Annotated in this window: 10 protein-coding genes; all 10 read left to right on the forward strand. The window is 44.3% G+C overall.

Annotated features, from left to right (window positions below; all coding sequences use genetic code 11):
* The 10 genes from BROSI_RS12740 to trpA all read left to right on the forward strand — a co-directional run bounded on the left by BROSI_RS12740 (position 1) and on the right by trpA (position 13,321).
* Positions 1-1,053: a hypothetical protein gene (locus BROSI_RS12740; protein ID WP_052564196.1), complete on the forward strand. Its 1,053-nt coding sequence runs from the start codon at positions 1-3 to the stop codon at positions 1,051-1,053.
* Between the two features lie 271 nt (positions 1,054-1,324).
* Entirely contained in the window at positions 1,325-1,882 is a 558-nt protein-coding gene (locus BROSI_RS12745) for a hypothetical protein (protein ID WP_157842520.1), read from the forward strand.
* 95 nt (positions 1,883-1,977) lie between these two features.
* Positions 1,978-3,369 carry a sigma-54-dependent transcriptional regulator gene (locus tag BROSI_RS12750; RefSeq protein WP_052564198.1) on the forward strand — a complete coding sequence of 464 codons (1,392 nt, stop codon included), beginning with the start codon at positions 1,978-1,980 and terminating at the stop codon, positions 3,367-3,369.
* 302 nt (positions 3,370-3,671) lie between these two features.
* The gene (locus tag BROSI_RS12755; protein ID WP_052564199.1) at positions 3,672-4,214 is read left to right on the forward strand and encodes a hypothetical protein; all 543 of its coding nucleotides are present in this window, start codon (positions 3,672-3,674) and stop codon (positions 4,212-4,214) included.
* 102 nt (positions 4,215-4,316) lie between these two features.
* Positions 4,317-5,402, forward strand: coding sequence for a hydrazine synthase subunit beta (gene hzsB / locus BROSI_RS12760; protein ID WP_478210113.1), 1,086 nt, complete (start codon positions 4,317-4,319; stop codon positions 5,400-5,402).
* A gap of 88 nt (positions 5,403-5,490) precedes the next feature.
* Positions 5,491-6,513: a hydrazine synthase subunit gamma gene (hzsC, locus tag BROSI_RS12765; RefSeq protein WP_052562265.1), complete on the forward strand. Its 1,023-nt coding sequence runs from the start codon at positions 5,491-5,493 to the stop codon at positions 6,511-6,513.
* A gap of 76 nt (positions 6,514-6,589) precedes the next feature.
* Positions 6,590-9,019 carry a hydrazine synthase subunit alpha gene (gene hzsA / locus BROSI_RS12770; RefSeq protein WP_052562261.1) on the forward strand — a complete coding sequence of 810 codons (2,430 nt, stop codon included), beginning with the start codon at positions 6,590-6,592 and terminating at the stop codon, positions 9,017-9,019.
* A 404-nt stretch (positions 9,020-9,423) separates the two neighbouring features.
* A complete protein-coding gene (locus BROSI_RS12775) occupies positions 9,424-11,037 on the forward strand; it encodes a multiheme c-type cytochrome (protein ID WP_052564200.1) in 1,614 nt (537 codons plus the stop codon).
* Between the two features lie 238 nt (positions 11,038-11,275).
* Entirely contained in the window at positions 11,276-12,448 is a 1,173-nt protein-coding gene (gene trpB, locus BROSI_RS12780) for a tryptophan synthase subunit beta (protein ID WP_052565825.1), read from the forward strand.
* Between the two features lie 69 nt (positions 12,449-12,517).
* Positions 12,518-13,321 (forward strand): tryptophan synthase subunit alpha, encoded by an 804-nt coding sequence (gene trpA / locus BROSI_RS12785; RefSeq protein WP_052564201.1) that lies wholly within the window; start codon positions 12,518-12,520, stop codon positions 13,319-13,321.
* Positions 13,322-13,505 lie beyond the last annotated feature (184 nt).

Genomic DNA, 13,505 nt, shown 5'->3' on the forward strand with positions numbered 1-13,505 from the left:
ATGGGTTATAAGTCAGAAAAAAAATTGATATTGGGAACTTTATCAGTTTTTATGAAATGTAGATTATCTGTATTTTTGGTTGTAAGTATAGCCATTATTGGCCTATCGCCTGCGGTATCGACTGCAGGCGATAATGGGCCATGTCTCGAATGTCACACGAATCTGGATAAATTAAAGGTCGCAGAAAAGGCAAAAATAGAGCCTATCACAGGGGAAATTAAAGTTGTTTCTTTGCTTATTGATGAAACGATTTTTAAGACGACAGCGCATGGGGGAGAAGATTTTTTCTGCACTGATTGTCATCAAGACCTAGATGGCGCAGATTTATCGGAAGGCCATAAGCCCAATTTAAAGCCGGTTGACTGTATAACTTTTTGTCACGATGATCCGGCAGATGAGTATCTGCAAAGCAGTCATGTCAAGTTGATGAAAGAGAACACCAAGGATGTACCTACTTGTAAAGATTGTCATTTTGGTTTAACATATCGTTTCACTCCAGTTGGAGAGAAATCCCCAATGTATGTGCCTAGGGGTACAGATCCGTTGCATAGAAAATTAACAATCCAATCTTGTGGCTCATGCCACCAAGATTATCTTGATAGCTATAAAAATAACGCACATGGTCAAGTTACTGCATTAGGGCATACGACGACAGATGTGCCTGTATGTTTTGATTGTCATGGAAAGCATAAAATATTAAACTCGTCTGAACCCGAATCCAAAGTTGGAAAAGAAAAGATTTTAGAAACATGTGGAAGCTGCCATGCTAATGCAAATGCAAGTTTTGTTAAACACATTGAACATCCTCAGATAAAGAACATCAAATATTATAAAACTCTGCTTACTGCATTAAAAAATGCGCGTAACGATCCGGAAAACCTTAAAAAAGTTCTTAAAAACCCACAGACAATTTTATGTATAGTGTTTGTGATGTACATTGGAATACTGGGATTCACATTTTCGTCTTTCGGACTCCATTCATTGCTAACTTGGTTCGCGACAGCACGAGACGAGCATAAGAGAAAGGGGCATGCTAATGAGGAGCACCACTAACTATTTAAGATTTAGTTTTTTTCATAGATTTTGCCATTTTTTGATCATTATCAGTTTTTTTGGTCTTGTCTTAACCGGGATGCCATTGGCTTTTCGGGGCTACGATTGGTCGAAATGGTTATATGAATTATTTGGAGGATACCCAACAGCGGGGTTTATCCATCGTATTTGCGCCTTAATAACTTTTTTTGCTGCGTTTATTCATTTTTTGTTTTTATTCGTCAGTATATCAGTTAAGAAGAAAAAAGGGTTTTTCTGGGGGCCGAATTCGTTGCTCATACAGCCCAGAGACATATTTGATATCGTGGGCGATCTCAAATGGTTCCTTGGTATTGGAAAGCGTCCCGATTTTGATCGGTGGATTTACTGGGAAAAGTTTGAGTATTTGTCGCTGATGTGGGGAACATTGGTGATGGCTCTAACTGGACTGATTCTCTGGTTTCCAGTACAGTTCACAAAAATTATACCGGTTTCAATTGCAAGCATTGTAGATCTTCCCAGCATAGCATTGATCATCCATAGGTATGAGGCAATCCTTGCCGCTGGTTTTATCTTTACTATCCATTTTTTCCATACTCATCTACTTCCTGAAAAAATGCCTGTTGATGAAGCAATCTTCACGGGGAGTATAACGGAGGAGGAATTTAGACACGAACGTCTAAATCAATTCAAAAGGTTGGAAAATCAAAGACAGTTGCATGATTTTAAAGTTGCCCCTCCGTCTCTTTTTGTAAGTTTTCTAACCAGGCTTTTTGCTGTGCCTATTTTGATCACAGGTCTCATCATGGTAGGTTTTATGTTTACAGCACTCATCGTTTGGGCTATCTAAAATTTGGTTGTTGACAATTCTATAGGCAAGCAAATTATAATTGTTGCGTCTTTGCAGGTTCTGAAAGTCAAATAGTGCTTTTGTAAAGGTTGAATATGGCCTACAGAGTTCTAATTGCGGATGATGAAGAACGTATGCGCCGTGTGCTTGCTATGGTTTTTGAAGAAATGGATGATGTTAAGGTCATTACCGCAAGTAACAGTTCGACAACCTTAGATTACTTGGACAAAGAGCGTTTTCATCTTCTTATTACGGATTTAAAAGTACAAGAAATGGGAAGGCTTGAGTTCCTGCGAGCAATTAAAAATAAAGCCCCAGATCTCCCAATTATAGTTCTAACCGCATACGGTTCAGTTGTGTCCGCTATCGACGCTATGAAAGAAGGTGTTTTTGATTATTTAACCACGCCTTTCGAAAAAGATATTCTTAAATTAGCCGTAAAGAGAGCTCTGAAAATAAGCTCTTTGACAATTGAAAATAAATATCTGCGTCAGGAGCTTGAATCTCAGTATAATTTTGGAAATATCATAGGTAATGCTCCCCAGGTACTTGAGGCATTACGATTGGTAGGGGAGGTATCAAAAACTGATTCAACCGTGTTGATATCAGGAGAAAGTGGTACTGGAAAAGAGCTGATTGCTCGCGCCATTCATTACAACAGCGATCGGGCGTGCGGCCCTTTGATTGCGCTGAACTGCGCTGCAATACCAGAAAATTTATTGGAAAGCGAGTTGTTTGGCTATGAAAAAGGCGCTTTTACTAGCGCAGAAAAAACAAAAAAGGGACGTTTTGAGTTAGCTGTTGGTGGTACTTTTTTCATGGACGAGATATCAGAAATGAGTCTGGCAGTTCAAGCAAAAGTTTTACGTGTTATTGAAGCTAAAGAACTGGAACGTTTAGGGGGGACCGAAACGGTAAAGGTTGATTTAAGGATTATTTGCGCTACCAACAAAAATCTGGAGGATTTAGTAAAATCTGGGAAATTTAGAGAAGATTTGTATTATAGGATAAGTGTCTTCCCGATTACATTAACACCGCTTAGAGAACGAAGAGAAGATATCATTCCTTTAAGCAAACATTTCTTAAAACGCTTTTCAACTAAAATGGGAAAAGCACCCATTTCATTGAGCAAAGAGGTGGAAAGATTGTTTATGATGCATAAATGGGAAGGTAACATAAGGGAATTGCAAAATGTTATAGAACGTGCGGTAATATTATGCAAGGGTAATGCAATAACCTCAGAACACTTGCCAATATCAATAATGAAGGGCACGCCTTTTATCGAAAAGGATAGATTGGATACTTCAGAAAAATCAGTCTCATTTGATATACCACCGCATGGTTTATCCCTTGATGCCTTGGAGAAACAACTGGTTACTCAAGCGCTGGAAAAAAGCAAAAACAATAAGACAAAAGCTGCTAAGTTATTGGGGTTAACAAGGGGCACATTTCGTTATAGATTACAAAAATATGGTTTGACAAATTAACGAAGATAAATTTCTGCCTTTGTCGATGAGTTCTGAGACTGATTTCAGAAAATCAATGTGTTGTAGTCAAAAATTTAGCGAAGGGACATGTTTTTTGGCTGATTACAACCGTTCCTTGCAAACGATGGATTTTGAAGTTAGAGATGCTGAGGTTTGTTAAGTTATTTTGTGCTAATACATTGCGTGAATTTGTGTTACCTATGTAATATTTGGTATAGTTTGTGCTAACTTAGAGTAGGTTTTTCACGAGGTACTTTACGAGATTAGAAGATAACCAACTATGAAAGGGGGTGAGAAGAGTTATGAAGAGGAGCATTTTATTAGCAGCCGGTATTTTTAGTATTTTTATTTCAGGGGCACAGTCTGTTTTTGCAGCTTGGGATAAACCCTGTGATAAAAGACAGATTTTAGAGGCGTATTGGTGTGATGCTTGCAAAGAAGTTAGAGAATTTAACGAATGTTCTGAGATAGGGTATATCTGGGACTTTGCAAAACATCGAGCTGCGGGTGACAAAACACATACTGATTTACCTACCTGTTGGGCCTGTCAGAAGATTGCTTATAGTTGTGTAAACACTAACTGTAAGAAATATGGCGTGTGTATGCCAGCTCCTGGGGCTTGTGATGAGTGCGGTGATGACATTACAAGTAAAAAAATTTGGGCAAGGGCATTATTCAAATGTCCAAAGTGTGGCAAGGAGGTTCCAGAGGCGGGTAAGGGTTTTACAACTATAAAGGGGCGATATGCGCCGCAAATCGAAAAGGCCGGTGATTGTGAGACGTGCGGAGTACCCTTAGAGGTCATTTGCACAAAATCAGGCACATGTCCGCATGTGACTAAATAGTTGTGTTTTATATCATAGAAGTTATTGATTATACGATTTAGGAGGGAAGGAAGAGCGATGAAAGAGAGAGGATGGATAGGAGCGTTGGTATTGGGGGCGGTGATGGTGGGAGGAGGGGTAGCGAATGCTGGATTTATCCAGGGGACGCATGTGAAGACGGACATGCCATCGCCGTTTTTTGTTACGACATCGCCGGATGGAGGGATGTTGTACATTTGCAATCAGTCTGGTCACAGTGTGACGTTTGTGGATGCGAAGACACAGAAGGTGGTAGGTGAGGTGGCAGTGCAGGTGCAGCCGGAGGCAGCGGCGCCCACGCCTGATAATGCATTTTTGTATGTATGCAATGCCGAGAGTGACAGTGTGTCGGTGATAGATATAGCGAGGAAGCAGGCGATAAAGGAGATCAAGGTAGGAGACTGGCCAAGCGGGATCAAGATTTCCAAGGATGGGAAGACCGCGTATGTTGCATGTTCTGGGAACTTGTGGAACACGATCGATGTGATTGATACAGGGAGGATGGAGAAGATCAGGTCGATCTACACGAGTGATTACGGTCCAAGGACGTTGGATATATCGCCGGACGGGAAGACGATAGCAGTGGTGAATGACACGTGTGGTTCCATCAACAGGAGTGTAAACTTTATTGATCTTGCGACGGGGAAGGTGACGGAGAAGAGGGTTATCAGGGAGAGTTCCAACCTGAGGGACATTGTGTACACGCCGGATGGTCAGTATGTGGTGGTGACCTATGAGACGCCGAAGAACTGGTTACCGGTATGCGAGGCGGAGAATGGCGAGGTATTTACGAACAACATAGCGGTGTTAGAGACCAAGCCAGGCGGGAAGGTAGCGAGGATGCCGCTGGACGAGCTCAACAACTATGACGGGAATCCTTATGGGTTGGCGATGGATCCGAAGGGCCGGTATTTGTACATTGGGGTAAGGGGGATGCACCGCGTAACGATATTGGATATGGGCAAGTTATTGAATATCGTGAGGGGAAATTCCCAGGCTGAGCTTGATTATATGAGGGATGACCTTGGATTGGTGAGGGATTATCTCGTGGCCAGGGTGCCAACGGGGCTAGGGCCTAGCTCGGTATGCTTGTCGCCGGACGGGAAGCTCTGCTACGCAGCCAACTATTTTTCCAACAATGTGACGGTGATAAGGACGCCAGTGGATTAATAGGGGAAGGTCGTTGAGAGAAGCAGGACAGGAATTGAGCATGTTTGTAACATTGGAGTATATCTCGATTATAGGAGGATAGAGAAAGATGAAGAGTAGTCTAAAGATTGGTTTAATTGCGGCCCTTGGTATAGCAGGGGTGATGACAACTGGAGAGTTGATGGCGGGTACGCCGCAGGTAGTAGCAACGATCCAGACGGGGCCGGAGTGGGAGCCTCTTCCAAGGGGTGAGCCATTGACGGTGCCTGAGGTGCATTATCGGGTAAAACACTCACCATTTAAGAGTGAGCTGGTGAGGTACGGGCAGTTCATATTCAATGATGCATCATGGGGGTTGCAGGGTGAGTATGCATGCGCCAGCTGCCATTACGAGAGGGGACAGACGACGGGTTTGATCTGGGACCTTGGAGATGAAGGATGGGGAAGCTGGAAGAACGTGAAGTATATCCGTGGCGGAAGGTATCTGCCTCCGTTCAGGCATGAAGGGTTTACGGGTCATCCGGATGAAATCGTAGGTGCAACAAGTTCTCTGGACAGGGTGTGTGGAAGAGACCCTGGGTTTGTGTTCAGGAGCGAGAACTTTTCGCCGGAGAGGTTAGAATCTTTGATTTGTTACATCAGGGCATTGGAGTTTACGGGAAGTCCGTTCAGGAATGCGGATGGCAGTTTGACAGAGGCGGCAAAGAGGGGTGAGAAGTTATTTAACGACCCTGCTGTGGGATGTGCAGAGTGTCATCCGGGGGATGCAATGGATCCGAAAGCCTTGTTTAGCGATGCACAGACCCATGATGTGGGAACCGGTCGTGTAGGAGTGAAGGGTTTCAGGTCAACGCCGGGTAAGGTATTTAACATGCAGGCATTGAATGCCGGTGAGGATCCCTATGGCGAGGAGAGCGATACGCCGATCATTGGGTTGGACCTGGTAAAGGAATTTGATACTCCGACGCTAAGGGATATCTATGCATCAGGCACGTATTTCCATGACGGGAGCGCCAGGACGTTGATTGATACGATCAACAACACGGTAAATGATAAGGACATGCATGGAAGGACGTCACACCTGAGCGCTCAGGATTTGCAGGATTTGGTGGAGTTCCTGAAGGCGCTATAAGTAGTGGAAGTATTGGAAGAGAAAGTAATTGGTTCAAGTGGAATATTTTAAGAAAGTGAAAGGAGAAGGCCAACAGATGAGTAAGAGGATAATAGGAGGGGTAATGGCATCGGCGTTGGTAGTCGGTGCGTTGGTCTGTGGGGATATCTTTGCATCGAATCAGGTAATGACGGGTGGTTCGAAGCAGGGAAAGGCCTTATGGACGGATTATAGCGGGATGTCGAAAGAGGTACAGGGTCCTGTGGACGTGATATTGTTTACCCAGTCACCCAGGACGGCAAAGGGTGATCCGTATCAGAACTATCCGCACTATGTGTCAGAGGGCAGCCGGATTGTAAGCTACAATTTAAAGACAAAGGAATTGAAGGTATTGACCAATGATTTTGCGTCAGCTTTTGATCCCTGCACGTACTGGGATGGTAAGAAGTTTGCGTTTGCCGGGATCCACAAGAAGGGCGGCGGATGTCAGATATGGGAGATGAATGTAGATGGCAGCGGGATAAGGCAGATGACTGATTATAAAGGTACTTGTCGTAGCCCGATCTATTATGCGGCAGGTAGTATTGAAGAGGGTCAGGGTCGCGTGATATGGAGAGACAGGTATTTTGAAGGAGACTGGAAGGAGAGGGGCACGGTAGAGAAGACGGGGTTCATCATCTTCGCAGGTTCTCCGGATGGCGTGAGGGACGAGTTCCATAATCCGTATGCGTATAATCTTTTCAGGTTGGATACGCAGGGAGGCCATGTGACAGAGAGAATTACCGGTCACGTGCTGTCTGGTATAGAGTTTCCTCATCTGAATACTTCGATAGATCAGATCACTTACAACGTGAGTTCAAACTATGATCCTGCGCTTACGCCGGATGGAAACATCCTGTTTTCCAGCGTCCAGGCCAATGGTAGCAGGGCAGAAGGCAAAGGCAGGGTGTTGCTGGAAGTAGACAACTGGGATGGCGCGTATCCAAGGGCGATTTATGGTAACTGCCCGGATGAGATTGGTGGCGCATGTGGCAGATCTCAGGCCAAGATCACCTTTGGAGACAGAAAGCTGGTATATGTAGAGTCACCCTATATGAACTGGGGTGTTGGTCAATTGGCAGCAGTCAGTTGGGATGCTCCCTATAACAAGACCTACGAGAGGCTGACGAAGGATGATGGTGGATTGTACAGGAGCCCATACCCACTTCCAGATGACAGGATGTTGGTGTCCTATGCAGAGAGAGGTGATTTTGGAATCTATTGGTTTGACTGCAAGAATGGCAAGGCAGGGGAATTAGTATACAATGATCCGGAGTGGAACGATCATCAACCAGCGCCTGTGTATATTAAGTACAAGCCAAGGTGGATCAATACCTTTACCGCAGGGAAGAACTTTGGTGTAACGACAGTGACGTATCAGCCATTTGACCAGGTGAAGGTGGAGGGATATCCACATTCCTGGGGCACATGGATTTGTTTTGACACGACACTGACAGACACGAAGGTTGGCCCGTATCCATCCGAGAGGGCGAAGGTAATGAAGCCGGGCGATGTGAAGGCAGTGAGGATAGTACAGGGTGTGCAGTGTGTGGAGCCTGAGGCAAGCAGGTTCAAGGCTGGAGTTGGAAGCCACCTTTTGGGTGGAGAGAGGTCAAGCAGCAACTCAGGGACTGCATTCCAGCAGAGAAGGATAATCGGGTATCAGTATGTAGAGGATGACGGGTCGGTGGTTACGTCACAGACGGCAGACACCCCTTATTACATTCAGATATTGGATGACAAGGGGATGGCAGTGCAGAGCGGGTTATCATGGGCATATCTGAGGCCATATCATGGCAGGATTTGCAGTGGATGTCATGATGGTTCCTACAGGGGCAGGGCATTCCAGAACCAGCACACGAAGGCGTTGTACAACTGGTGGTATGATGACAGGAGTCACTATGATTCACCATTTGCATTTGCATACCTGAAGCTTGATAAGAATGGTAACTATCAGGGGGTAAAACATGGTGAGGATGTGGTGGTGCCATCGGACGTGTACTATGGAGGACCATCAGGTACGACATCACAGCCAGTGGAAGGTCTAACAGATGAGAAGAGGAGGACGGTGGATTTCCGCAGGGATATTCAGCCGATCATCGATGCAAAGTGTTCGGGTTGTCACAATGCGAACAATCCTCCGGACTTGAGTGGTGGTGGAGAGCTGGCGAGTGTTGATGGTGTTGCAGCATTCAGCCGTTCATACAATAGTTTGCTTGAACCACAGAGGGGTAAGGATCCCAACCTTGGCGGCAAGTATGTTCATCCATCATCAGCCATCAACAGCTTGTTGATCTGGAGGCTGTATGAAGAGGCTTTGAGTCAGTTTGCGCCGAGAGAGAATGTATTCCCGATTGAAGGAAGGGTAATGCACGACAAATTCCTCACGCAGGATGAGAGGTATTTGTTTGTCGAGTGGATAGACATCGGGGCGCAGTGGGATAACATCCAGGGTCCTGATTTTTACCCTGGCTATCTGGCAAGATAATGCCTGAAGGAAATCCCTGAGCTTGTCTTCATGAAGGCCGGGAACCGGAAGTAAGACAACTGAAGAGCTGGGTTAGGCGGGTTTCTCCCCTCCTCCCAGCTCTTCGTGTTTTTAACTTTGCAGAGGTGTCAAAAAAGGAAAAAGTGATCAAAAAGAGGCGCTAATTTCTCAAAAATCGCTTGACAAGATTCATTGTAAATGTATAATGTAAAAGCTTTGTGTTGTATTTGTTTTGTGTCCTATCTGCAACAATACATCAGTAAAGGAAGTTGTGTGGGAAGGGGGTGGTTTGGCCAGGCAGGAGAAATTTATTGTGTCAACTGTTACCAAAAGGAATGTGCTGATATCTTTGGTAATACAATGTAGTGAAAAGGTTCGGGATATGAAAGAAAGGAGAAGTTGTAATGCTTGATATTTTGAAGAAGCCATTATCCAGTGTGATGGGAGCAACTCTTGCTATTGCAGGGGTAACATTGATGGCGTGTACTATGGGAAATGGTAAAGCGCTGGCGGAAGGGCCTACGTTTCAGGATGTAGCATCACAGGTATTTGGTCAGGCGGTTGGTCCTGATAACGATGGTACGCTCTATATTTTTGGATTAACTGCAAAATATACTCAGCCTGAGTATGTTGAGGGAAGAGGTCCATATAAATCATTTTTGAAATTTTTACCTTCGATCCGTTGGTATGATCCAGAGCATTATTGGACGCCTGGAAGTCAGAATGAAGGGGTTTTTAAGAATGAAGAATGTGTTCTTTGTCATACCGTTCAGACTCCTACCATCGTAAAGGATTGGAAGAAGAGCGCTCATGGTAATTTGGAACTCAGGAGGGGGCTTGGTGTAAAAGGGAAAGATGGAAAGCCGGTTGAAGGCACTGTTGGCTGTGATGTATGTCATGGCAACGATCACCAGAAGCTTTTCATGCCTACCTATAAAAATTGCGGTGAGTGTCATCCAAAGGAGACATCGGAGCACAGGTCGGGTGGTTTGGGTTCACACACCCATGCGTTTACGGTAAACGTATTGGAATTTTCATGGCATGTAGGGAAACCAGCTGAAGAGGTTGCTGGTTGTGCAGAATGTCATGCAATTGCAGAAAACAGGTGTGACGGATGTCATACAAGGCATGTATTTAGCCCTGCAGAAGCGAGGAAACCAACTGCCTGCAGATTCTGTCATATGGGTATCGATCATGATGAATGGGCAATGTATAATACTTCCATTCATGGTTGCCTGTATGAGGCTGAATCTGCCACTATGGACTGGAGCAAGCCTTCGAAGAAAGGAAACTACAGGGTTCCCACATGCGCATATTGCCATATGCAGGATGGAAATCACAACCCGCAACAGTTTGGTACAATTTACAGCGATATGGGTATGTTCCAGGTTGATCGTGGAGCGCCAAAGCACAAAGCAAAAAGAGATGCATGGATAAAGAAATGCCAGGATTGCCATTCTCCAAGGTTTGCTGCTGACAAGCTGAAAGAAATGGATGCAGGTGTGAATTTGAGCTTCACAAAATGGAGGGAAGCGGCAGCCGTCATCGTTGGTTGCTTCCTGGACGGTGTTGTCGACCCGATGCCGGAAGGTTCACCTCCAGACTGGTATGGTCACTATACCTTCAGCCTGCTGCCAGGCGGAGATCCGAGATTTTATGCGACTTCGAATTTGGAACGTTTAGGTTTGGAAATGATTTGTTATCTGACCGGCAATGTTTACAAGGCCTACGCTCATATGTCGATGTATAACCAGACATATGGAAACGGTAGCGCCTTCGAACAGGATAGAAAGCTGATCGAAATCAAGACAGAGGCTGCTAAGTTGAGAAGGTTTGCTGCTATTGAGAAGAAGATTGGCTTAGAGCACAAATCCGAAGCGTTCTGGCAACATGGTGAGTATCTGGATCTGCTTCCTGGCTGGAAAAGAAAGCCTGGAGATGTAGATGTTGAGTGGTTTAAGAGAACAGATATACCTCATCGTGCTAATGCAGATGCTGGTGTTGAAATACATCACTAAGCTGTAAATCTGGTATAAATGTCCAGATTTAGTTTGATGGTAAATTAAAGTGGTTTAAACGATGAGGGTAGCAGAAAAAAAGTTTGCTACCCTCATTGTATTTATAAGTATTTTTTATCAGAGCAGAAAGAATGGGATTTACTAAAAAAGGCGGTGTTAAATTATGGTAACTACAACAGTGAAATCTAAAATACAGGGATACGAGACTCCGTCTGTGGGAACTAGCTTGCCAGACAAGATGGGTCATTTTGGGCGTTTTGGTGGAAAGTTTGTTCCAGAGACAATAATGCCAGCATTGGATCAATTAGAAAAGGCCTATTTAAAAGCAAAGGATGACCCATCTTTTAATGCTGAATTAGAGTATTATTTAACAGAGTATGTGGGGCGTCCTTCGACACTATATTATGCAGAGAGACTGACAAAGAAGCTGGGCGGCGCTAAGATATATTTCAAGAGAGAAGATCTGAACCATACCGGCGCGCACAAGATAAATAACACAATTGGGCAGATATTGCTTGCAATGAGGATGGGGAAAAAAAGGATTATTGCCGAAACGGGAGCTGGTCAGCATGGGGTAGCCACTGCGACAGCTGCTGCCATGTTTGGAGTGGAGTGTGATGTGTATATGGGGGAGGAAGATATGAGGCGTCAGGCGCTAAATGTCTTTAGAATGAAGCTTATGGGGACAAGGGTAATACCGGTAACAAGTGGTTCGAAAACCCTGAAAGACGCTACAAATGAGGCATTTAGAGACTGGATGGCATCAGTAAGGTATACCCACTACATCCTGGGGTCGGTTGTTGGCCCTCATCCGTATCCTATGATGGTTCGGGATTTCCAGACGGTAATTGGCAGAGAGGCGAAGAAACAGATTCTGGAAAAGGAAAACAGATTGCCGCACTATCTGATAGCCTGTGTAGGTGGTGGCAGCAATTCGATGGGGCTATTCCATCCTTTTATCGGGGATAAGGAAGTGGAAATGATTGGTGTTGAGGCAGGAGGTTATGGCCCCGAAGTTGGTCAGCACGCATCTACGCTTACTAGCGGGAAGATAGGTATTTTGCACGGAAGTGCAAGCTATGTGTTGCAGGATGATGATGGCCAGACATTGCCGGTGCATTCGATTTCTGCCGGATTGGATTATCCTGGTGTCGGCCCAGAGCATAGTTATTTAAAGGACATGGGAAGGGCCAGATATGTTTCTGTTACGGACGATGAGGCTGTAAACGCATATCAGGAGTGCGCGCGGTTGGAAGGAATTATTCCCGCTCTGGAGGCGGCACATGCAATTGCCTATACAATGAAATTTGCGCCGACGCTGAGCAAAGATAATTTAATCATTTTATGTTTATCGGGAAGTGGTGACAAAGATTCATTTGAGGTTGCTAAAAAACTTGGATACAAGATTTAATCTTTGTAGAGAACATAGTTTTGCAAATAATTTTCCCGGAGACGCATTTTAAGCTACTTATGGAGTCAGATGAACAGAATCGATAAAAAGTTTCAGGAATTAAAAGCCAGGAATAAAGCCGCATTTATACCCTTTGTTACTGCCGGTGATCCGAATCTGCAAACGACAAAGGAATTAATCTTAGAGTTTGAAAAAAGAGGTGCCGACATTATTGAACTCGGCATCCCTTTTTCTGACCCCATTGCTGATGGGCCGATTATTCAGGCATCGTACTATAGGGCCTTGGTTAATGGCGTAAAAGTTGCACATATCCTGAATATGGTTTCGGAATTGCGAAATAAATCTGAAATACCCATTGTTTCGATGGTATCGTATAGTACGGTCTATAAGGGAGGATGTCATGCATTTATTGAAAAGGCGTTAAAGGCGGGGCTTGATGGCTTGACCATCCCTGACTTGCCAGTGGAAGAAGATGCCAAGATGTTTAACGTGGCAAAGATGAACGATTTTAAGATTGTATGCTTTGTTGCGCCGACGACAACGGATGAGCGTATGGCCCTGATTACGCAAAAGACACAAGGATTTTTATATTATATTGCTGTAGTCGGGATAACGGGAGTAAGAGATAGATTGCCGGAGGATGTCGTTCTGAATATCAATAAACTCAAAAAGATCACGAATACACCTGTTGCTGTAGGTTTTGGTGTTTCTACAGCAGAACACGCAAAAATGGTCGGGAAGATTGCCGATGGGGTTATTGTAGGGAGTGCAATTATGAGGGAAATTGAAAAGTATTCAAAGGAACCTTCCGAAAAATTAGTAAAGCATGTTGGTGAGTTTGTAGGACAATTGGTTCTTGGAGCAAAAGAGTAATTTTTATTGACAAATTATAAAGTTTTTCAGATGAAGATGTTGGTTCTGTTTGGTTGAAAAATATCAACTTTTATATTGACTTCAACACTAGATTAAGTATAATGGCTGTCCTTTTATATTGGGACATATATATCCGCAAAGGCAGTGATTTGCACAAGTATGATGGGCATTAATAATAAATGAC

Origin of the sequence: Candidatus Brocadia sinica JPN1, assembly GCF_000949635.1 — a bacterium.
Lineage (GTDB): Bacteria > Planctomycetota > Brocadiia > Brocadiales > Brocadiaceae > Brocadia > Brocadia sinica.

Coding starts and splice junctions, on each gene's coding strand:
- BROSI_RS12750 (WP_052564198.1), top strand. CDS start 1,978: ATGGCCTACAGAGTTCTAATTGCGGATGATGAAGAACGTATGCGCCGT.
- BROSI_RS12775 (WP_052564200.1), top strand. CDS start 9,424: ATGCTTGATATTTTGAAGAAGCCATTATCCAGTGTGATGGGAGCAACT.
- BROSI_RS12755 (WP_052564199.1), top strand. CDS start 3,672: ATGAAGAGGAGCATTTTATTAGCAGCCGGTATTTTTAGTATTTTTATT.
- hzsB (WP_478210113.1), top strand. CDS start 4,317: ATGGTGGGAGGAGGGGTAGCGAATGCTGGATTTATCCAGGGGACGCAT.
- hzsA (WP_052562261.1), top strand. CDS start 6,590: ATGAGTAAGAGGATAATAGGAGGGGTAATGGCATCGGCGTTGGTAGTC.
- trpA (WP_052564201.1), top strand. CDS start 12,518: ATGAACAGAATCGATAAAAAGTTTCAGGAATTAAAAGCCAGGAATAAA.
- BROSI_RS12740 (WP_052564196.1), top strand. CDS start 1: ATGGGTTATAAGTCAGAAAAAAAATTGATATTGGGAACTTTATCAGTT.
- trpB (WP_052565825.1), top strand. CDS start 11,276: ATGGGTCATTTTGGGCGTTTTGGTGGAAAGTTTGTTCCAGAGACAATA.
- hzsC (WP_052562265.1), top strand. CDS start 5,491: ATGAAGAGTAGTCTAAAGATTGGTTTAATTGCGGCCCTTGGTATAGCA.